The sequence below is a fragment of the Halorubrum salsamenti genome (assembly GCF_007671685.1).
Taxonomy (GTDB): Archaea; Halobacteriota; Halobacteria; order Halobacteriales; family Haloferacaceae; genus Halorubrum; species Halorubrum salsamenti.
Window position 1 is genome coordinate 142,650 of record NZ_VCNL01000004.1, and the last position, 19,923, is coordinate 162,572.

18 protein-coding genes are annotated in these 19,923 nt (G+C 69.0%); 4 read left to right on the forward strand and 14 right to left on the reverse strand.

The genetic code is table 11. From position 1 onward, the window contains the following. Positions 1–19 precede the first annotated feature (19 nt). Both FGL94_RS12045 and FGL94_RS12050 read right to left on the reverse strand, forming a co-directional pair. The gene (locus FGL94_RS12045) at positions 20–328 is read right to left on the reverse strand and encodes a DUF7854 family protein (protein ID WP_144925441.1); all 309 of its coding nucleotides are present in this window, start codon (positions 326–328) and stop codon (positions 20–22) included. Next, complete coding sequence (locus tag FGL94_RS12050) at positions 329–4,366, reverse strand: LAGLIDADG family homing endonuclease (protein WP_144925445.1); 4,038 nt, start codon at positions 4,364–4,366, stop codon at positions 329–331. Positions 4,367–4,584: 218 nt separating this feature from the next. Here FGL94_RS12050 and FGL94_RS12055 point away from each other — a divergent pair, with 218 nt between their 5' ends. Continuing rightward, positions 4,585–4,830, forward strand: a complete 246-nt coding sequence (locus FGL94_RS12055; protein WP_144925448.1) for a hypothetical protein — start codon at positions 4,585–4,587, stop codon at positions 4,828–4,830. 87 nt (positions 4,831–4,917) lie between these two features. Here FGL94_RS12055 and FGL94_RS12060 read toward each other — a convergent pair whose 3' ends face one another. After that, positions 4,918–5,277, reverse strand: coding sequence for a hypothetical protein (locus FGL94_RS12060; protein ID WP_144925451.1), 360 nt, complete (start codon positions 5,275–5,277; stop codon positions 4,918–4,920). 180 nt (positions 5,278–5,457) lie between these two features. Here FGL94_RS12060 and FGL94_RS12065 point away from each other — a divergent pair, with 180 nt between their 5' ends. Further along, positions 5,458–7,800, forward strand: a complete 2,343-nt coding sequence (locus tag FGL94_RS12065) for a DEAD/DEAH box helicase (protein ID WP_144925454.1) — start codon at positions 5,458–5,460, stop codon at positions 7,798–7,800. Between the two features lie 582 nt (positions 7,801–8,382). Continuing rightward, on the forward strand, positions 8,383–9,144 hold the full coding sequence (locus FGL94_RS12075; protein ID WP_186313403.1) for an endonuclease NucS domain-containing protein: 762 nt from the start codon (positions 8,383–8,385) through the stop codon (positions 9,142–9,144). Between the two features lie 62 nt (positions 9,145–9,206). Here the strand turns inward: FGL94_RS12075 and FGL94_RS12080 are convergent, their stop codons facing one another. From FGL94_RS12080 to panB, 3 genes are all read right to left on the reverse strand, one after another. Next, positions 9,207–10,193, reverse strand: a complete 987-nt coding sequence (locus tag FGL94_RS12080; protein ID WP_144925460.1) for a tyrosine--tRNA ligase — start codon at positions 10,191–10,193, stop codon at positions 9,207–9,209. Positions 10,194–10,306: 113 nt separating this feature from the next. Then, the gene (locus tag FGL94_RS12085; RefSeq protein WP_144925463.1) at positions 10,307–12,361 is read right to left on the reverse strand and encodes a DUF460 domain-containing protein; all 2,055 of its coding nucleotides are present in this window, start codon (positions 12,359–12,361) and stop codon (positions 10,307–10,309) included. Between the two features lie 173 nt (positions 12,362–12,534). Further along, complete coding sequence (gene panB, locus FGL94_RS12090) at positions 12,535–13,341, reverse strand: 3-methyl-2-oxobutanoate hydroxymethyltransferase (RefSeq protein ID WP_144925466.1); 807 nt, start codon at positions 13,339–13,341, stop codon at positions 12,535–12,537. Between the two features lie 125 nt (positions 13,342–13,466). Between panB and FGL94_RS12095 the strand changes: the two genes are divergently transcribed. Further along, the gene (locus FGL94_RS12095; protein WP_144925469.1) at positions 13,467–13,838 is read left to right on the forward strand and encodes a DUF5822 domain-containing protein; all 372 of its coding nucleotides are present in this window, start codon (positions 13,467–13,469) and stop codon (positions 13,836–13,838) included. A 34-nt stretch (positions 13,839–13,872) separates the two neighbouring features. On the opposite strand, the gene FGL94_RS12100 is transcribed toward FGL94_RS12095, so the two are convergent. The 8 genes from FGL94_RS12100 to FGL94_RS12135 form a co-directional block, all read right to left on the reverse strand. After that, on the reverse strand, positions 13,873–14,538 hold the full coding sequence (locus FGL94_RS12100) for an HAD family hydrolase (RefSeq protein WP_144925472.1): 666 nt from the start codon (positions 14,536–14,538) through the stop codon (positions 13,873–13,875). Beyond that, positions 14,535–15,734: an acyl-CoA dehydrogenase family protein gene (locus FGL94_RS12105; protein ID WP_144925475.1), complete on the reverse strand. Its 1,200-nt coding sequence runs from the start codon at positions 15,732–15,734 to the stop codon at positions 14,535–14,537. The genes FGL94_RS12100 and FGL94_RS12105 overlap by 4 nt, the downstream gene beginning before the upstream one ends. 75 nt (positions 15,735–15,809) lie before the next feature. Then, on the reverse strand, positions 15,810–16,829 hold the full coding sequence (locus tag FGL94_RS12110) for an AIR synthase family protein (RefSeq protein ID WP_144925478.1): 1,020 nt from the start codon (positions 16,827–16,829) through the stop codon (positions 15,810–15,812). Next, positions 16,826–18,121, reverse strand: coding sequence for an alanyl-tRNA editing protein (locus FGL94_RS12115; RefSeq protein WP_144925481.1), 1,296 nt, complete (start codon positions 18,119–18,121; stop codon positions 16,826–16,828). Before FGL94_RS12115 ends, FGL94_RS12110 begins: the two co-directional genes overlap by 4 nt. 312 nt (positions 18,122–18,433) lie before the next feature. Next, positions 18,434–18,634 (reverse strand): dodecin, encoded by a 201-nt coding sequence (locus FGL94_RS12120; RefSeq protein ID WP_144926154.1) that lies wholly within the window; start codon positions 18,632–18,634, stop codon positions 18,434–18,436. Positions 18,635–18,710: 76 nt separating this feature from the next. Then, entirely contained in the window at positions 18,711–19,049 is a 339-nt protein-coding gene (locus FGL94_RS12125) for a DUF7116 family protein (RefSeq protein ID WP_144925484.1), read from the reverse strand. A 128-nt stretch (positions 19,050–19,177) separates the two neighbouring features. Next, entirely contained in the window at positions 19,178–19,423 is a 246-nt protein-coding gene (locus FGL94_RS12130; RefSeq protein WP_144925487.1) for a DUF5816 domain-containing protein, read from the reverse strand. Between the two features lie 83 nt (positions 19,424–19,506). Next, a complete protein-coding gene (locus FGL94_RS12135) occupies positions 19,507–19,872 on the reverse strand; it encodes a HesB/IscA family protein (protein ID WP_144925490.1) in 366 nt (121 codons plus the stop codon). Positions 19,873–19,923 lie beyond the last annotated feature (51 nt).

The window sequence follows — 19,923 nt, forward strand, 5'->3', positions numbered from 1 at the left end:
TTCCGAACCGATACGACGATCATACTCGTTCCACGTCGAATTCGGGGACAGAGTCGGCTTTCGTATTTGTCATATCCGTTAAACGATCGAGCCCAGAGAGCGTGAGCACCCGCTCCCGTGCCGCGGGCGCCGAGGGCGCGACCACGATCGTCCCGTCGAGCGGTTCCTCGCCGACCGCGCGGAACACGTCGTCGTCGCCGTCGAACTCGGTGGCGTACGTCCGGAGGACCGCCGCCACGCGCTGCTCGGTGTCGGCGAGGTCGGCGTCGCCGTTCTCGAACGCTCGAAGCGCGTCCTCGACGTTCCGTATCGCGGAGATCCGGTCCATCTACGTGGTACGGAGGTGACCCTGCTTGGGCTCGTACACTTCGCCCTTCGTCCGGAGCTTCTCGATCTCCTGTTCGGCCTTCCCCGGGTCCATCCCGATCTCGCCGGCGCGGTCGAGCACCTCCTCGACGGGCGCACCCTCCTGGTACTCCTCCTCGACGTCCGCGATCAGTCCCTTGATGTTCTTGATTCGGTCGCGCTGGCTCTTGGAGGTGCCCGTCTCGACCACGTCGGCGTCGAACTGCCCCGTCTCGGGATCGACGCCGATGTCCTTGAGACAGGACTCGACGATGTCGGTCGCGCGGTCGGCGTCCTCGCGCTCGACGGTGTCCGAGAGCCGGAGCCGCGCGCTCGCCTCCGCGAGACGCACCATCGCCTCCAGCTTCCGGGCGGTGACGGGTACCGGGGCGTCCTCGTCGGCGCCCTTCGAGCGCAGGTCGACGTAGAACTCCTCGATCAGCTCCTTCGCCTCCTCCGTCATCGTCGGGTAACAGGAACGCTTCGCGTGGGCGATGTACTTTCGGAGCAGTTCGGCGTCGATCTCCGGCGCGACCTCTTCGGTCACCTCCGCGACCTGCTCCGGCGTGAACTCCGAGCTCGCCAACTCCTCGCGCTGGGTGTTGAGCTCGCCGGCGTAGTTCGTCTTGATGATGTGCTTCGCCAGCCTGGAGTCGTGTTCCGGATCCGGGCTGTCCGTCACGGTGAAGATGAGATCGAACCGGGAGATGAGCGCGGGTTCGAGGTCGATCTGCTCGCCGATCGGCTCGTACTGATCGAACCGCCCGTACTTGGGGTTCGCGGCGCCCAAGAGGGAACACCGCGCCTTCAGCGTCGCGTTGATCCCCGCCTTCGAGACGGAGATCTTCTGCTGTTCGAGCCCCTCGTGCATCGCGGAGCGGTCGGAGGAGTTGTGAACGACCACGCCGTTCGCGACGAAGTTGTGCGTCTCCTCGACTGTCAGGTCGTACACCTTCGGGGTCCGTCCGTCCTCGATCCTGGCCAAGATCGACCGGAGCTCCGCCTTGACGGCGTCCACTTCGCTCGCGATCGCGTCTCGTAGGTCCTCAAGTCGGTCCGGCTCAACGGCACCGGACAGCCACCGCGAGACGGTCGCCTGATCCACGTTGAGCGACGACGCGACATCCCCTTGACTGACGCCGTATGCCTCCAGCGCCGACGCCAACTCCGCCCTCGTGTCTCCGACCGGACCGCGTTCGATCAGGCTCCGTGCGCGCTGTTCAACGTTCTCGACGGGGCCGCCGAGAACGTCAGCGAGCCGCTGCCGGAGCACCTCGCTGCGGTGTTCGGCCGATTCCGGGGGGACAGCTTCGACCGACTCCACCCGGCGCCACTTCACGTCTCCGCGGACGAACTCCCGTAGGCTACCGAGATCGGTCTCCTCGACCGCAACGAGCGTCTCTCGGAGTCGGTCGGTCACCATCTGGCGAACCTCGTCGCTCTCGCCCCACCCGCGGGAGATCTGTTGCTGTGACAGCGCCGTTCCCTCCGCGAGTTCGGACTGTGACACGTGGTACCGGCCGCGCATCTCGGAGAGAGTCTCCCACGACGGATCGTCGCCGAGCATCGATCGGTCCGCGGTCGCCGCCTCCAATCTGTCCTCGAACGCGGCGAGCACCCGGCGGGCGCGGTGGAGCGACACGTTCGCCGTTCCACTCTCGAAGTCGTGATACGTGACCGCGTTGAGTCCGCATTCGCTCTGGTGAAGCCGGAGCGACTCGCGACGCTCCGCCAGCACGCCGTCGATCTCTGGAATCACGTCCAGAATTGTGCGGTCGCCGTCGGCGGCGTCGACAACGCGGTCGAGCGCTTCTGCCTTTCGAGAGGCGGTGAACCCGATAGCGCGGCGGAACGCCGTGAGCGAGTCGGCGTCGGTCACCGTGAGGTAGTACACGTCTCGACTCTCGTCTCGCTCGCGATGCTGGAGCTGGCTCGACACGCCGAACTGTAAGAGGAGGGTTTGCGTGCCCTCCAGCAGGTCCCGGCTCGCGGAAGCGATCCGAACGTTCCCGGCCGACTCGTCGACGTGTCCTTCGCTGTCGGCCAGCGCGCGGACGAACGCCGATTTCGCCGCGCGGCTTCCGGCCGACACGGCGGTCGGGAAGCATTTCTCGTCGTACCGACCCAAGTTCATCCCGGCGTCGAGGACGGCGTCGGCGTGCTCTTTCCCGGTAACCCGGACCGTCTCGACGCCGCCCTCACGCTTTTCGCTCGGAGGACGCGTTGGTTCCGAGCCGAACGCCGCCCGCGCCGCTCGCTCGAAGTCGTCCAAGAGCTCGTCGTCCGCGTTGGTGAACCGGACGCCGTACACGCCCTCGTCGCGGTCGTAGTAGACGTTCCCGTCGCCGGAGAGGTACCCGAGGACGCTCGCGGTCGCGGGGTCGACGCCGTCGTCGACGGGCTCGGCAGCCGGCCGATCGCCGCCGTTCGCGGCCATCGTTCCGCCGTCGGCCGCCTTCGTCGGAATCTCGCGGGGAACGTACACCCAGTCGCCCGCGTCGATCGCGGTCGCCTCGCGCTCGACGCGCTCGCCGCCGTCGAGGACGAAGAACGGGTGGTCCGCCGTCGCCGTCAGCGACTCGCCGGTCTCCGTCGTCACGCGGGTCAGCTCCGAGGGCGCGTCGTACTCGTGGACCGAGAACACGGGACGCTCGACCAGCTCTCCCTCCTCGCCCATCGACCAGACGTCGAGGTCGACGTCGCGGATGCGGCGACCGTTCGAGAGCTCCTCGATCTCGCCGTCTTCGGCGGCCTCCCTCGCCAGTTCGTCGATCCGTTCCACGCGGCCGTCGGCGAGCGTGACGAGGGTGTCGCCCGTGACGCAGTCCATCTTGTCCAGCTCGTCGACCGCGGCGATCCCCTTGTCTGCGAGGACGAGCGCGCCGGCTTCGAGCGACCACTGCTGGCCGTCGCCGAAGTCGTCTCTCACAGCTGCGGCCGTAAGGCCTGCAGCGGATGATCCCTTACCCGAAGTATAAACTGATCTTGGAGCAATATTTTCTACATAACTGATCATCTGTGATTTTCCGGTACCAGGGTCACCGATCAGGAGCATATGCAGGTCCCCGCGGATCCGCGAGCCGTCGGGGAGGTGTTTGGTGACCCCGGAGAACAGCTGGAGGATCATCGCGAGCTTCTCCTCCTCGTAGCCGTAGATGGCGGGCGCGATGGAGTTGACCATCGCGTCGTAAATGTCGTCGCGGTTGGAGAGCTCGATGATCTCGCGTTTGTCCGCCTCCGTGATGTCCATGTCCTCGAACTCCTCGTCCTCGATGGCGATGGAGACGCCGTCCATGTACAGATCGAAGATGGCGGACTTCTCGTTGCCCTGTTCGACCTGCTCGATGTGGAGGACGCCGACGCAGGTGACGTGGTCGCCGGGGCTCACCTCGCCGGTGATGTCGTCGACGATGTCGACGTCGATGTTCTGGGGCGTTTCCCCGCCGCGAAGTCCCTCGGGCGACTCCTGGATACGGAGCTTCTGGGAGTCGATGAACTCCGACTGATCGAAGTTGACGCGGAAGGGGCCCTGTCGCTCACACCCCTGACACTCGTGGGGCTCTTGGAAGCCGCCGTCGCTCTGCGGGATGTACGTCATCGTGCCGCAGCGCTGGCACTCGAAGGCGGCCTCGGTCACCTTCGGGCGAACGTCCGTCGCCTTGCGGACGATGCCCTTGATCGAGACGAGCTTGCCGATGTGGTCGTCGTGGACGCGGATGCCACGGATATCGATGCTTTCGGGGAGGTTCTCGATCCGAACGTGCGCCCGCCCGAGGCTGACGTCTGCGGGGAGGTCGTAGAGCCGAAGCGCCTCCTCGGCGTACTCGCGCATCTGCTCCGGCTTCGTGCGGAAGTCCTCGGCGAGGTCGCGGTCGAACTGGTAGAGGTCGTCGTACTCGACGTACAGCGAGCGCTGTTCGTTGGGGTATCGCTGCGCGAGGGTGCCGATCTCCTCGCGGTAGTAGTTGCGGTAGAACTGAATGAACCGCTCCGTGAGGTCCTGATTCCCGGCCTGAGCCATTACGAAATCACTTCGTCGCCATCACGTATGAACCTCATGCTCGGGGCGGACGTGATTCCGCTCGGTCCGCTGCGTTCGAATTAGCTCGGACCTGATTAGTTTTTGGGGGTACTCGAAATCAGACGGATATCGATACTAATCAACGACTGGAGCGTTGTAAAATTTATAACTTTTGAAACATGTATCTTTATAATACCTTAAAATAACGTACCGATCACATGTCAGGAGAAAATGACACCGGTAACCCGATCGTCGTAGCACTCGTCTCTCTGCTTATCCCCGGGCTGGGACACATTATCGGCGGACTGAAAGGCCGCGGCCTCTACTGGATCGCGGGCTGGGCGATCTACCTGCTGGTCTCCTTCGTCCTCGTGTTCGTCGGGATCGGGATCTTCATGTTGTTCCTCGAACCCGTGTGGCGGATCGCGTCGGCGATAGACGGATACGTTCAGGCCAGCGACTGAGGCGTCGACGGCGTCGGTCGCCGTCACCGAACCGGTTTCTCTCGGCGAGTCCTGTCAGAGGCGACCGGCACGAGACGAGCGACCGGCCTACGTCTTCCCCACGTACGTCGCGTCCGCGGAGGTACGTCCGTCGTTGAAGGAGAGCACCTTCGCGCGGATCACGTCGCCTTTCGCCACGTCGCCGGGGATGTCCTCGGTGAAGACGACGAATCCCTCCACCTTACCGACGGCGACCTCTTCGCCCGAGTGGTGGTCGGTGAGTTCGGTGACACCGAACTCGTACGTCTCGCCGATCTCGACCGGCGGCTCGCGCTCTTGGGCGGCCTCGTGGGCGCGCTTCGACTCGCGCGCGTCCGACGAGGGAGCGCGCAGGCGACGCGCGACGACCAACAGGACGAGCAGGACGATCACGGCGGCACCGATGACGACCGGCGACGACGGTAACATACCGGGCGGTCGACCCGTGGTCACCTAAACGCTCGGGGTTCGCGGTGCAGTTCGGGTCCGCCGGCATCGACTGCGGTCGCGCCGGCCACATGAGAAACGCCTTTGCTCTCGAAGCCCCCCGTTCGACGTGATGCGAACGACTCTCGGTCGCCGTCGAGTCGCCCACGGGCGTGGTGCGGCGTGAAGGTCGCGGACGCGGTGCCGGAGTTCGCCGACGCCTTCGGGTTCGAGGAGTTCAATCGGATGCAACGCGAGGCGCTCCCAGGAATCTTGGAGACCGACCACAACGTGGTCGCGTCGGCGCCGACGGCCTCGGGCAAGACCGCCCTCGCCGAGCTCGCGATCTGCAAGACGCTCTCGGAGGGCGGGACCGCGCTGTTCATCGCGCCGCTCCGAGCGCTCACCAACGAGAAGGAGAGCGAGTGGGAGCGGTTCGAGGAGCTCGGCTACTCGGTGTACGTCGTCTCCGGCGAGCGCGACCTGAACCCCCGTCGCGCCGAGCGCGCGGACGTGCTCGTGACGACGCCCGAGAAGGCCGACAGCGCCACCCGAAAGCACGACTCCGGGCGCTATTCGTTCATCACCGACGTGGACTGCGTCGTCATCGACGAGGTCCACCTGCTCGACAGCGAGAAGCGCGGCGCGGTGCTCGAAGTCACCGTCTCGCGGCTCCGCCGCCTGCAGGACCCCCGCGTCGTCGCGCTCTCGGCGACGATGCCGAACGTCGCGGACGTCGCCGAGTGGCTCGACGCGCCCGCGGAGACGACCTACGAGTTCGGCGACGAGTACCGTCCGGTCGATCTGGAGACCGGAGTCAAGACGTACTCGCACGGCTCGAACGCCTTCGCGGACAAGTACCGGCGACTCTACCGCGCGCTCGACCTGGCCGAGCCGCACGTGCGCGAGGACGGGCAGGCGCTCGTGTTCGTCTCCTCGCGACAGGACACGGTGCAGGCCGCGAAGAAGGCGCGCGACGAGATCACCGACCGCGACATCCCGATCGACTCGCGGGGCGACTACGACTTCCACAACGAGGCGAAAGAGCTGACCAACGACACGCTCCGCCAGTCGGTCACCGACGGCGTCGGCTTCCACCACGCGGGGCTCGGGAAGGAGGACCGCGACCGCGTCGAGGAGTGGTTCAAGCAGGGGAAGATCAAGCTCCTCTTCTCCACGTCGACGCTGGCGTGGGGGGTGAACCTCCCGGCGCGCTGCGTCGTCATCCGCGACACGAAGTACCACGACCCGCTGGAGGGCGAGACCGACATCTCGCCGCTCGACGTGCTCCAGATGCTCGGGCGCGCCGGCCGCCCTGGCTACGACGACGTGGGATACGGCTGGGTGGTCTGCGACCGCGCGGACGCCGACAAGTACCGCGAACTGCTGAAGGAGGGCAAAGAGATCGAATCCCGGCTCGCCGCGGAACTGGAGTCGCACCTCAACGCCGAGATCGCGATGGGGACCATCCGCGGGCTCGAAGACGTGATGGAGTGGCTGGAGACCACCTTCTACTACGTCCGCGCCGAGTCGAAGCCCGAGGCGTACGAGTTCGCCACCCTCCGCGACCGCGTCCGCGACACCCTCGAATCGCTCGTCGACGACGGCTTCGTCGCGGCCGACGACCAGCTCGCCATCGAGCCGACGGGACTCGGACGACTCGCCTCGAAGTACTACCTGCGGCTCGACACGGCCCGTCGTTTCCGGCGGCTCGCCGACCGGGAGACGCTGACGGTCGATTCGGTGTTAGAGACCGTCGCGTCGGCCGGCGAGTTCGACTCGGTCTCCGCGCGGTCGGCCGAATCGGACGCGATCGACCGGATCCTCGACGGCCGCGACACCGAGTTGGAGGACGGGCACCGCAAGGTGTTCGCGATCCTGCTCGCCGGGATGGCGGACTCGATCCCCTCGGACCTGCGCTCGGACGCGTGGGTGATCCGGCAGAACGCCCTCCGTCTGCTCGCCGCGCTCTCGGAGTTCCTCGACCGGTTCGCCGGCCCCCGCGCCGCCAACCTCGCGTGCCGCGTGGAGGCGCGCGTCGAGCACGGGGTCTCCCGCGAGGCGGTCGCGCTCACCGCGATCGACGGGGTCGGCTCCGGCCGCGCCGAGCGGCTCGCGGACGCCGGGCTCACCTCCCCCGCGGACGTCGTCGACGCCGGCGCCAAGGAACTCGAGAACGCCGGCATGAGCGGCTCCGTCGCCGAGCGGATCGTCGACGCCGCCCGGGACTGTCCCCGGATCGACGTGGACTGGGGCGACTTCCCCGACGCCATCGCCGTCGGCGAAAACGAGATGTGCGAGGTCGCCGTGGCCGCCGTCTCCGGGAGCGCCCGCGCGGGGATCCGGGTGACCGTCAACGACGTGGAGATGACCGCGACGACGACGTACCTCGACGGGGCGACGACGGTCCCGGTCGGCGTGTTCGGAACCCCGGACGCCGACGAGCTGGAGTTCGTCGTCGAGGTCGTCTTCCCCGACCTGCCGCTGATGCCCGTCAGAGCGACGCGGACGGTTCGGGTGGAGTAGGGAGTGTTGCTGTCGGAATCCGACCTTGTGAGTCGCCGCTGACGACGGGGTATTTAAACAGCGATGAGCGACAGCGACGATCGCTTATAAATAGCTGTGCGGTGGCGCGCGCCTCCGAGTGGCCGGTAGGCCACGAGGAGCGCCGCGTGAGGGAGTCGGTCGCCCGGAGCAACGCGGAGGGCGACCGACGAGGCTGGGGAGGCGTGAGGTGCTGTGCTGTGCGGGGTGGGACTCAAAGGGGCAGCCGCGAGGACGAAGACGGGCGGCGCAAGGACCGCAGGAGTGAACGGAGTGAGTGACGAGGACCGCAGCGAGGCCATCAAGTCCTCGCGGCTGGGGCTTTGGAGGTGTTCACCGTCGATCTAGTGCCAGTAATCGTTTATAAACGAGCGACTGTGGATTTGGTTGCCTTCACCGTCAATCCGGAATCTCTCATTTATAAGCGATCGATCGGAACTCCGGAGTCGTTCACCACGCTAGCAACCAGAGACACCCGATCTCGATCGCTCACGACACCCGTTCCACATCCGTAATAAACCCCCGCTCCCGCCGCTTTTCACCCATACCGCGGCCACCCGTCGTATGCCCGAACGACTCCGCGTGTTCGCAGGCGACTGCCGAGTGACCGAACGCGGCGACCGTTCCCGCACCCACCGCGGGCGCGTCGTCGTCCTCATCAAGCCCGACGACACCACCCTCGTCCACGACGCCGACGGCTACCAACCGGTCGCGTGGCTCACCCGGCCCGACTCGGTCGTCGTCGAGGGCGACGGCGACGGATTCTCGATCACCGCCCGCGACGGCACTCGCCGGCTCCGGGTCGTCGCCGAGGAGGCGACCGCGAGCCGCGCGCTGCCGGTCACCGAGGCCGGCCTCCCGGTCGGCACCTGTCCGGAGGACGGCGGGGTGCTCGTGCGCTCGCGCGGCGACGTGGTCTGTCTCGACTGCGAGGAGCGATGGGGGCTCCCGGCCGGCGCGAGCGTCACCGACGGGGTCTGCGACGACTGCGGGCGCCCGAAGATCCGGATCGAGCGCGGCGAGCCGTTCCACCTCTGTCTCGACCCCGCGTGCGACCCGATGGAGGCCGCCGTCAGCGACCGGTTCGACCGGGTCTGGGACTGTCCGGACTGCGAGGGCGACCTCACCGTCCAGTCCGCGCCCGGTCGCGTGTATCTCGCCTGCGAGAACCGTCCGGACTGTGAGACCACCTTCTCGATCCCCTCCGGCGTCGTCGTCGACGAGTGCGACTGCGGGCTCCCGGTCTTCGAGACGGCCGCCGGCCACGGCTGTCTGGACGGGAGCTGTGAGCATGAGGGACACGTCGCTCCCGGCGGGGAAAACTGAAATCGCGGCGCGACTGCGCGCGACCGGGACCGCCGCGCGACCGGGACCGAAACCGCCTCCGCCTACTCCGCGAGCTGCTCGCGCCCAGGCGCGATCAGCCGGTCGAGGTACTCCGCGAGCGCGCCCTTCGCGTCGGCGGGGTGGAGTTCGCCCGACTCCAGATCGGCCTCCAGCGCGTCGTAGGTCTCGTACTCCAAGTCGCCGCCGTACTCCTCGGGGCGCTCGACGACCACCGTCTCGAACCGCGGGAACACGTGGTACTCGAACACCTGTAGGACGGGGTTCTCCCGCGACTCGCCGTCGTCGGTCGGCTCGGGGTCGGCCGTCGGCGGGCAGTACGCGTCGTTCACCTTCGACTCGATGTCGTCGCGAGAGTCCTCCATCGAGATGGTGACTCCCTCGCTGGAGGACATCTTCCCGCGGCCGGTGCCCAGGTCGGCGATGAGCGGGGTGTGCAGGCTCGTCGGCGGCTCGCGGTCGATGCTCGGGAGCACGTCGCGCGCGAGCATGTGGACCTTGCGCTGTTCCATCCCGCCGACCGCCAGATCGACGCCGAGGTACGGGATGTCGAGCGCCTGCATCAGGGGGTACACCGCCTGCGACACCTTCACGGAGTCGCCGGAGGTGATCTCGGCCATCGCGCGCTCGGCCCGCGCGAGCGTCGTCTCGAGCTCCAGCGAGTGGAGGTCGAGCGTGTAGTCGTCGTCGAGCTGGAAGTCGGAGCCGAGCACGAACTGCGTGTTCGACTCGTCGAGCCCGTAGGCGATGAACTGGTCGCGCATCCGTTCGGCGGTGTGGCGGATCTCCTCGAACGACCCCTTGTCGTTGAGGTAGGCGTGCACGTCGGCCAGAAGGACCGTCACCTCGAACCCTGCCTCTTGGAGGTCGATCAGCTTGTTCGCGGTGAGCATGTGCCCGATGTGGAGGACGCCCGAGGGCTCGTAGCCGACGTACGCCCGCTTCCCGTCGGGGTCGTCGGCCAGCGCCTCGATCTCCTCCTCGGTGACCACCTCGGCCGCGTTCCGGGTGATCCGCTCGTAAGCGTCCATACTCCCGACTGTGCGGTTGTCGGTCATATGACTTCTGGATGCGTGCGGACGGGTGGCGGGGACGGGAAGGAGAAGAGCGTCTCGGCGGGGAGCCGCCGCGGAGGCCTCCGGACTTACTCCTCAGTTTCGGGCAGGGTCCGCCCCGCCCGATGCTCCGAGATGATCCGGTCGAGGTGCTCCTGTTTCTCGGTCTTCCGCCGCCGTTCGGCCCGGCGCTCCCAGTCGTCGAGGGCGGCCGCCACGGCCTCCTCGCTCGCGACCGCCAGCTCGTCGACCTCGCGGACCGGGACCGCGTCGGCCGGGAGCACCGGCACGTCGTGGTCGAAGAGGACCTGATCGGCCACGTCCGAGAGGTTCCCGTCGCGGATCACGGCGCGGGGGTCGGTCTCGGCCAGCCGCTCCGCGGTCCGCCGGCCGGCACCGGAGGCGTCCCGGAGGTAGACCACGTCGCCCGCGACCAGCCCGTACGCCTCGTCGGCGGCCTCGATCGCGTCGAGCGTGAACTGCTCCACGATCTTCACGCTGACGAGCCCCCGATCGTCGGCCACGTCGTCGAAGTTCGAGTGGTCGAGCCGCCACAGCTCCTTCAGCGTCTCCACTTTCCCCTCGAGCTCCGCGACCCGCTCTCGCGCCTCGTCGCGCTCGCGCTCCAGCCGGTCCGTCTCGCGTTCGAGCCGCGACACGGCGCGCCGGGAGCGCGCCTCGATGCGCTCCTCGCGTTTCGCCTCCTCCAGCTCGCCCTCCAGCTCTTCGATCCGCTCGTCGCGCTCGGCGAGGTCCTCTTCCAGCGACTCCGCGTGCGACTCCAGCCGGTCGACGCGCTCGCGGAGCCGCCGGATCGTCTCCTCCTCCTCGGTGCGCTCGGGCTCGGTGGGGTCGGCCTCGTCGGCCTCGTCGTCGCCTCCCCCGCCATCGCCGCTCCCGCCGTCCTCGCTCAGATCCGCGATGACGGACTCCACGGAGGCGTCGCCGGCGACGACGCCCGCGATCACCGCCTCGCGGTCGAGCCGTGGCGGGGTCTTCGCCGCGATGCGTTCGAACTGGTCCTCGTGGTCGTCGTAGGCGTACAGCGCCGCCGCCAGCGCGTCGCGTTCGTGGTCGTTCTGGTAGTTCGTCTCCCGGGTCCGGTGGAGCTTCTCGTCGACGGGGAGGTCCGTGGTCGGTCGCCACCCGGCGGCGTCGAACGAGCGCCGGAACTTCTCGACGGTCTCGGGCATCGGCTCCACGTCGGCGGCGACGATGATCGGGCGCCCCTGCTCGATGATCCACTCGGTCACGTCGGCGGTGTCCGCCGTCCGCGAGGAGTACAGCGCGTGGACGGTGCCGTCGAGCCCGACCACGGCGGCCGCGGTGGTAGTGCCGGGATCGATCCCGACGATCACCCGATCGCGCCGCTGCACGAGCGGCTCGTACTCGATCCCGTCGCGGCGCTCGCGCTCGACCTCGACGCGCACGTCGCCGGCTCGCGAGCTCGACACGGGGATGTCCTCCGGGCGCGCTTCGACCGTGAACGTCGCGTTCGCGTAGCCGCCGTACTTCTCGGTCACGTCGCGCTCGAACGACAGGTTCGCCTCCTTCAGCTTCGACTGGACCTGTCGCGTCCGCTTCCGAACGTTTCCGTGGATCCGCCGGGTGTAGCGGTCCTGGCTCCACCCGCCCTTCCCGGTCGAGCGCCCGCGGGACACCTTCACCGTCGTCTCGTCGGTGAAGGCGGTCACCTCGTGACCGACGTTGGCGGCCGCGAGCCGAGCCGACGCCTCCGCCTCTTTCATCGGCTCCTTCCCGTAGGGGATCCCGTGGCGAGAGGCGACCCGCGAGAGGGGCTCCGGGCGCTCCGCGCCGGTCACCTGCACCAGCCGCGTGCCGTCGGGGAGCGACCGGAGGAACCCCACGAGTTCGTTTTTGTCCGCCGCCAGCTCGTAGGCGTTGTCGGTGGCGACGTACAGCGGCTCGCGGTCGTCGATCAGCCGGCAGAGCTTCCGGAACGACACCACGTCGCGGGTGACCCGCGCCATCGGGCCGTCCGCGTCGGGCGCGTCCGGGTCGTCCTCGTCGACGGGGTCCAAGATGACGAGGGCGTAGGAAGGGTCGTCGCCGCGAACGTCGCCGCTGTGCACGTCGACGCCGAACACCGGCCGGTCGCGGGCGCGGATGGTCCGGGTTGTCACGGGTTCACTAGGCCGTTGGCGCGTATATACCCCACGCCGGGTGTGGCGGTTTCGGCGCGGGATCCGGCTCAGTAACTGACGACTGGTGTGGGTGTTGCAGTTTGTCGACTGCGGATACGTTATTTATAAGCCTGCGAGCGATAGCGACGACCGTTTATAAATAAACATCCGACTCAGTACAAATCCTCAAGCTCCGACTCGACGTGCGAGTGCTCCTCGGCCGGGAACTCGCCGTCCGTCACCGCCTCCTTGTACGCCTCGACCGCGTCGAGCATCTCGCCGCGCACGTCGCCGAACCGCCGGGAGAACGGCGGCGACCACTCGCCGAGCCCCACCGCGTCGTTGATCACGAGCACCTGCCCGTCGCAGTCCGGGCCTGCACCGATACCGATCGTCGGGATCTCCAGCGCCTCGGTCACCGCGCCCGCGAGGTTCGCGGGAACGTGTTCCAACACGAGCGCGAACGCGCCGGCCTCGACGTGCTCTCCGGCGAGGTCGATGATCTCCTCGGCGGCGTCCCGATCGGTCCCCTGTCGCGTGTAGCCGCCGAGCCGGTTGACGTGCTGGGGCGTCAAGCCGAGGTGCGCCATCACCGGAATCCCGATGTCGGTCATCCGCCGCGTCATCTCGACGGTGTGGGGACCGCTCTCGATCTTCACCGCGTCGGCGTTCGCCTCCTTCAGGAGCCGGCCGGCGTTGCGCACCGACTCCGCCTCGTCGACGCCGAAGGAGAGGAAGGGCATGTCGGCGACGACGAGCGCGTCCTCCGTCGCGCGGGCGACCGCCGCGGTCCGGCTTTTGACCTCTGCCATCGTCACGGGGAGCGTCGAGTCGTAGCCGAGGGCGGCGTTGCCCATGCTGTCGCCGACGAGGATGACGTCGATCCCGGCCTCGTCGACGACCGCCGCCGTCGGGGCGTCGTAGGCGGTCAGCATCGTGATCGGCTCGTCGCCCTCCCGGAGTCCCCGCGTCGTGGTCATACCTCGAACACACCCGGGCACCCCGTTAAAGTCGCCGGAATCAGGAAAATCGGGTCCCTCCCGGACCACTCCCTCCGCGTGCGCGGACCGTCACCGATTTGCGCGTCCGTCACGGACGGTCCGGCGTGCAACCTGTCGAGCGGGCCGACTACGAGGGCGTCGACTACGGCTGGGTGATGCAGACGACGTTCGTCGTCACCATCCTCGTGGGCGCGCCGGTCGTCGCGGTCCTCTCCGCGTTCGTCACTCTCGACTCGTGGGGGGCCCGCGCGGCCTTCGCTATCCGGGTCGGTGCCCCGATCTGGTTCGTCACCGCCGTCGCCGTCGCGGTCTACGCGCGACGCACCGACGCCGGTGACGGTGGAGTGGCGAAAGCTGACGACAGCGACGCCGACAGCGGCGACAGCGATGGCTCCGGGGCCGCCGATTCCGGAGACGCCGACGCCGGCGAGGGTGAGACGTCCGGCGAGGACGACTCCGCCGACGGAAACGCCTGAACCGCTACCCGATCTCCCTCATCCCCCGGTTCGGTCACCGATCGATCAGGTCCGCCGCCCACGCGAAGGGGACGCCCGCGCGCTCCGCCGCCACGGCGTCGCGCCGCGAGTCACCGACGAACAGCGCGCGCGCCGGCTCGGCGCCGAGGCGCTCGACCGCCGCGAGCACCGACTCCGGCTCCGGCTTGTGCGTGTCGACCGTGTCACGGCCGACGATCGCGTCCGGGTCGAGCGCGTTGCCGAGCCCGTGGGTCTCCACGGCGACCCGGCAGGCCTCCTCGCAGTTGAGCGAGCAGACGCCCGCGGGAGGGGCGTTCCGGCCGTCGTCGACCCCCGCGACGCCCTCGATCAGCCGCCCACCGAGCGGGAGCAGTATCGAATCGCGCGCGCCGGCCCGTTCGTGAGCCGCGATGGTCTCCTCGACCGGGCCACGGATCCCGTACTCCCCGGCGGCTTCGAGCAGGCCCCACAGGTCGTCGGTCGGGGATATCATCGCGTGCTCGGCGTACACGTCGAGGACCGACTCCGCGACCGCGCCCCAGTCGACCGCGAGCTCGACGAGGGTGCCGTCCAGGTCGTAGACGACGGCGTCGTACGCGGCGAGGTCGATCGGTCGGCCGACGCTCGAAACGGTGCCGGCGACGCTTTTGGGGGCGTCCCCGTCCGTCTCGACCGGGAAATCGGCGTCGTTGCCCGTCATTGGCCCAACACCCCCCGCGCGATGATCGTCTTCTGGATCTCCGTCGTTCCCTCGTAGATCTCCGTGATCTTCGCGTCGCGGTAGAACCGCTCGACGTCGAACTCCGTCGTGTAGCCGTACCCGCCGTGGATCTGGACGGCCTCGTTGGTCACGGACATCGCGGTCTCGCTGGCGCGGTACTTCGCCTGCGAGGCCGCGACGCGGTTGTCCTCGCCGGCCTCCGCCTGCCGGCACGCCTCGCGGACCAGCAGGCGGGCCGCCGAGACGTCGGTCGCCATCTCAGCGAACTTGTGGCGAATCGTCTGGATGTCGTCGATCGGCCCGCCGAACTGCTCGCGCTCCGCGGCGTACGCCTTCGCCTCGTCGAAGGCCGCCTGCGCCAGCCCGACCGCCTGCGACGCGATGCCGATCCGGCCGCCGGTGAGCGTCCGGAAGGCGGCCGAGAGCCCTTTCCCCTCCTCGGTGAGCCGGTTCTCGACTGGAATCCGGCAGTCGTCGAAGCTGATACCGGTCGTGTCCGAGGCGCGGAGCCCGAGCTTCTCCTCCTTCTTGCCGACCTCGAACCCCTCGGCGTCGGCCGGGACGAGGAACTGGGTGATCGACCCGCGGTCGTCGGCGGTGCCGCCTTCGCCCGTCGCCTCCCCGACATCGGGGGCGTCGGCCTTCGCGAAGACGACCGCGACCCCGCCCCGCTGCCCGTTCGTGATCCACTGCTTCTCGCCGTTGAGGACGTACTCGTCGGTCTCCGGGTCGTACTCCGCGGTCGTCGACATCTCCGCCGGGTTCGACCCCGCGTGCGGCTCGGAGAGGCAGAACATCCCCACGGGCCGTCCCTCGGACGCCATCTCCGGGAGCCAGCGCTCCCGTTGGTCCTCACTGCCGAACTCGGCGATACAGGAGGTCGCGAGGCAGTGGACGGAGAGCGCGGTCGCGACCGCGAGGTGACCGTACGCGAGCTCCTCGTTGACGATCGCGTAGGTCGTCTCGTCGGCGCCGAAGCCGCCGTACTCCTCGGGGACCGTGAGGCCGGTCAGGCCGAGTTCGGCGAGTCCGTCCCACACCTCCTCCGGGAACGACTCGGTCTCGTCGGCCTCGCCGGCCCCGGGCCGGACCTCCTCGGCCGCGAACTCGCTGACGAGGTCGCGGATCGCCTCCTGTTCGTCGGTGAGCGACGAGCCGACGCGTGCGCCAGTCATACCATTCGGTTCGATCTCACACTGAAAAAGGTGAGCGATCGGGGGTGGGGGTCCGGCTCGCTCCGGAGCCTCCCGCTACTCCCACAGCGGGTACAGCTCGTCGCGCGGCGCCTCGTCGATCCGGTCGCCGTCGAGGAGGACGGTCCCGGAACCGTCGCCGCCCTCGCTACCCTCGCCCCCGCCACCCCCCTCGTCCTCTGCCGCCCGCACCTCCCCGATCTCGCCGGCGCCGATCCCGGCGGCCGCCAGCGCGTCGGTCGCCTCGTCGACGCGCTCCGGAGGCACCGCCGCCAGCAGCGCGCCGGAGCCGAACGTCGCCAGCGGGTCGACGCCGAGCGCGGCACAGCAGGCCTCCGTTTCGGGTCGAATCGGGACTCGGTCGCGTTCGACCACCAACCTGGTCCCGCTCGCGCTCGCGGTCTCCACGAGGGCGGTCAGCAGGCCGCCCTCGGTGGGGTCGTGCATGGCGCTCGCGGCGTCGCGCGCGGCGGCCCCGTCGGGGACGACGCTCACCTCGTCGAGGAAGCCGGCGGCCGCGTCGAGCGTCGCGGCCGGCACCCCGGCCTCGGCGCACTCCTCGCGGAAGTCGGTCGCGAGGATCGCGGTCGCCTCGATGCCGGCGCCCTTCGTGAGCAGGAGCCGGTCGCCCGGCTCGGCCCCGCCGCTCGACACGAACCGGTCCGTGGTGCCGAGCGCGGTCATCGAACAGAGCGGACGCTCCAGCGACGGCAGCACCTCGGTGTGGCCGCCGACGATCGCGACGCCCAGACCGCGGGCGGTCTCGTCGACCTGCTCCGTGACGGTCCGCCGTCGCGCCGGGTCGTCGTCGGGGAGAAAGAGCGTGTGGGTGAGCCACCGCGGATCCGCGCCGCTGGCGGCCACGTCGTTGCAGGCGACGTGGACCGCGAGTTCGCCGACCGCGTCCGCCGCCAGCGACAGGGGGTCCGCGGCGACGACGAGGGTCGACTCGGCGCCGTCGAGGTCGATCGCGGCCGCGTCCTCGCCGTAGGCCGGTCCCACGTCGACCGCGGCGTCGTCGGCGCCGGTCGCCGCGAGCACCTCTGCGAGCGCCTCGGGGCCGAGCTTTCCGGTCATCGGTCGCGGAGCCACGCGACGACGGCCTCCGGGTCGGCGTCGATCCCGCCGCCCTGCGCGAACGTCGGGCCGCCCCCGCCCCCGCCGCCGAACTCGTCGGTGACGGCGTCCACGACTGCGCCGGCGTCAGGGGCGTCCCCGTCGTCCGCGTCGCCGCCGCCGACCGCCCCGTCCGCGACCGCGGCGACCACGAACGGCGCGTCCCCCGCCCCGACCGCCGCGATCGCGTCGGGCGAGCCCTCCGCGGAGAGGACGCGCCGGGCCGGCTCGCGCAGGTCGTTCGGGTCGGCGTCGTCGACCGTCCCGACCGCCCACGTCGCGCCGTCTGCGTCGGCCTCGGTCGTCGGGAGCTCTCGCAGGCGAGCGGCGAGCAGGTCGGCGGTGGCGCCCTGGAGGTCGGCCTCCAGTTGATCGGTCCGCTCGCGGAGCCGGTCGACCGCGTCCGGGAGGTCGCCGATCCGCGCGTCGAGGGCCGTCGCCGCGTCGAGCGCCGCCGCGTGGACCGCGGCCTCGTGGTCGATCGCGGTCGGCCCCACCGCGAACTCCACGCGGGTCACGCCCTCGCCGGGGTTCGACCGGTCAAGCACGGAGACCGGGCCGATCTCGCTCGTGTTCCGGACGTGGGTCCCGCCGCAGGCGGCCACGTCCCAGGTCGGCGCGTCCGCTCCGCCCCGTTTCCCGTCGCGCTCCCCGCCGCGCTCGCCGACCGTCACGACCCGGACCGCCTCGCTGCCGCTCATCGCGCCCTCCTCGGTCTTCGTGTTGAACGCGATGCCGTCGAGCGCGCGGGCCTCGCCCTCGGGGAGGGTCTCCCACGACACCGGCAGCGAGTCCCAGACGGCCCGATTCGCGAGCCGCTCCAGCTCGACGAGATCACCGTCGTCGAGCGGCTCCGCGGTCGTCAGGTCGACGCGGACCTTCGTCTCCGAGATGTCGAAGCCGGCGTAGCCGAGGTCCTCGCAGGTCCGCCGCGCCGCGCCGTACAGCACGTGTGAGGCGGTGTGCGCGCGGGTGCAGTAGGTCCGAAACGCGCCGTCGACGATCGCCGAGACGGTCTCTCCGGCCTCGGGGAGCGTCTCGGCGCCTTCGTCGAGGACGTGGACCACCCGGCCGTCGCGCTCGATCACGCCCGCGACGAGGGTCCCGTCGACTGTCCCCCGATCCGCCGGCTGACCGCCCGACTCGGCGTAGAAGTACGTCTCGTCGAGGACGACCTCGCGGCCGTCGACCGATTCGACCGTCGCCTCGAACTCCCGGACATCGGGTTCCGCCGGCGCGCGTGACGCAGTCATTGGCGGTCCGTGGTGGCGGTCGGATAAATAGGTGGGCGCCTCGGCGATCGCTTATAACTGAATGTGCGGTCGGCGCGCGCCTCCGAGTGGCCGCCATCGGCGGCCGCGAGGAGCGCGAACGGGACCACGAACGTCGTTCCTGCTCGCTTCGCTGCGCGGGCTGCGACGTTCGGCGGTCCTCGCGGCTGGGGCTTTGGAGGCCGTCTCCGCCGCTCCGCCATCAACAGCTTATAAGCGGGCCTCTGATGGGCTCTCGACTCCCACTGATACCTAAAAATCCGAAACCGCGGCTCGTCGAGACGCGCCGACCGCTCAATCCTCAAGCTCGAACGCGACCTCGACCTCGGCCTGGTACTCCCGGTCAACCGCGCCCTTCAGTTCGACGCCGAATTCCTCGACTTCGACCCAGTAGACGTTCTCCAGCGTGTCCTCGGCGCGATCGATCGCCTCGTCGGCGGCGTCGTCGAAGCTCTCCTCGCTCGTCCCGATCAACGTGATCTTTTTAAACACCATGTCACGTGGTAGTTGCACGCACGGCGATATAAAAGCAGGTGAAAATCCGCGACGGCGCGTCAGTCACTCGCTGCGGTCAGGGGCTGCCGGGTGCGCCTTCCATCACCGCGAAGTCCTCGCCGTCGGCGTCGATGCCGATCACCGCCCAGTCGTACGGGGGTTTCTTCGAGACGAGGCGGTCTCGCAGGTCTCCCGCCCGGTCGCGCCACGTGACGAAACAGCGGAGCCGCGGTGTCTCGCCGCCGTCCGCCAGATACGGGTCGAGATCGTCGTCCTCCATACACAACACGGTCACGAGCACACGCCGCCATTTTCGCTCCGCGACGAACTCCTGTCCGCCCTCGGAGACGGTGTACCCGAGTTCGCGAAAAACGTCTCTGGCCTCCGTCGTCGGTGGGATGCTCGCAGTGGCCATCTACCTCGACGTTGGCCGGCTTCCGTGATAAACTTTCTCACGATTCCGGTCGCCCGCGAGACCGGTCGAGCAGACACGGGCCGTGCCTCTAGTCGAGCGCGGTAGATCCCCCGATCACTCCTCTCCCGCTACTCGTGGGCGGCGTCCCACTCGTCGGGCTTCCTCAGGTTGCCGCACTCCGTACACTGGATCCGTCCCATCGTGTCCATCGCGGTGTCGAACGACTCGCAGTTCCCGCACTGGAACCCCCACCGCGAGGACCCGTCGGCGTCGGCGAACACGACGTAGAAGGGACCCTCGGCGCCCCGCTCGACCTGCGTCCGGTCGGTGTACACCCGCTCGCCGTCGGTCGTCGTCAACGCGTCGAGACTCATACGTACCCGTATCGGTCGGAGCCGTTTAAAAGCGTGACTCGACCGTGAGGAGAGCCGCGGGACGGCTGCGGTCGACGGGCCGGTTACGTCCGGAACGACTCGCCACAGCCGCACTCGGAGACGACGTTCGGGTTCTCGACCTCGAAGCCGGCGGCCTGCAGGCCGTGCTCGTAGTCGAGCTTGCTCCCGCCGATGTAGTTCCGGCTCGCCGGGTCGACGAACACGCGCAGCCCGTGGTGTTCGACCACGAGGTCGTCGTCTTCCGGCTCCGTGTCGAACCGCATCCCGTACGAGAGGCCCGCGCAGCCGCCCTGCTGGACGAACAGCCGGAGCCCGGCCTCATCCGTGTCGAGGCCCTCGCCCTCGAGGAGCGAAAGTGCCTCCTCCGCGGCGTCTGCGGTCACCTCGATCGCCGGGTCGCTTCCCGTATCGACCGTTTCGGTGCTCATGCGAACACGTTCCGTCCGAACGATAAAAACCCTGCCGGCGCCGGCGGCGCG

What these genes read in the sequence shown, in the direction of transcription:
- FGL94_RS12055 (WP_144925448.1), top strand. Translation starts at nt 4,585, where the DNA reads ATGTCAGGAGAAAATGACACCGGTAACCCGATCGTCGTAGCACTCGTC.
- FGL94_RS12105 (WP_144925475.1), bottom strand. Translation starts at nt 15,734, where the DNA reads ATGACTGGCGCACGCGTCGGCTCGTCGCTCACCGACGAACAGGAGGCG.
- FGL94_RS12135 (WP_144925490.1), bottom strand. Translation starts at nt 19,872, where the DNA reads ATGAGCACCGAAACGGTCGATACGGGAAGCGACCCGGCGATCGAGGTG.
- panB (WP_144925466.1), bottom strand. Translation starts at nt 13,341, where the DNA reads ATGACCACGACGCGGGGACTCCGGGAGGGCGACGAGCCGATCACGATG.
- FGL94_RS12115 (WP_144925481.1), bottom strand. Translation starts at nt 18,121, where the DNA reads ATGACTGCGTCACGCGCGCCGGCGGAACCCGATGTCCGGGAGTTCGAG.
- FGL94_RS12060 (WP_144925451.1), bottom strand. Translation starts at nt 5,277, where the DNA reads ATGTTACCGTCGTCGCCGGTCGTCATCGGTGCCGCCGTGATCGTCCTG.
- FGL94_RS12120 (WP_144926154.1), bottom strand. Translation starts at nt 18,634, where the DNA reads ATGGTGTTTAAAAAGATCACGTTGATCGGGACGAGCGAGGAGAGCTTC.
- FGL94_RS12100 (WP_144925472.1), bottom strand. Translation starts at nt 14,538, where the DNA reads ATGACGGGCAACGACGCCGATTTCCCGGTCGAGACGGACGGGGACGCC.
- FGL94_RS12050 (WP_144925445.1), bottom strand. Translation starts at nt 4,366, where the DNA reads ATGGCTCAGGCCGGGAATCAGGACCTCACGGAGCGGTTCATTCAGTTC.
- FGL94_RS12125 (WP_144925484.1), bottom strand. Translation starts at nt 19,049, where the DNA reads ATGGCCACTGCGAGCATCCCACCGACGACGGAGGCCAGAGACGTTTTT.
- FGL94_RS12130 (WP_144925487.1), bottom strand. Translation starts at nt 19,423, where the DNA reads ATGAGTCTCGACGCGTTGACGACGACCGACGGCGAGCGGGTGTACACC.
- FGL94_RS12110 (WP_144925478.1), bottom strand. Translation starts at nt 16,829, where the DNA reads ATGACCGGAAAGCTCGGCCCCGAGGCGCTCGCAGAGGTGCTCGCGGCG.
- FGL94_RS12045 (WP_144925441.1), bottom strand. Translation starts at nt 328, where the DNA reads ATGGACCGGATCTCCGCGATACGGAACGTCGAGGACGCGCTTCGAGCG.
- FGL94_RS12075 (WP_186313403.1), top strand. Translation starts at nt 8,383, where the DNA reads ATGCCCGAACGACTCCGCGTGTTCGCAGGCGACTGCCGAGTGACCGAA.
- FGL94_RS12080 (WP_144925460.1), bottom strand. Translation starts at nt 10,193, where the DNA reads ATGGACGCTTACGAGCGGATCACCCGGAACGCGGCCGAGGTGGTCACC.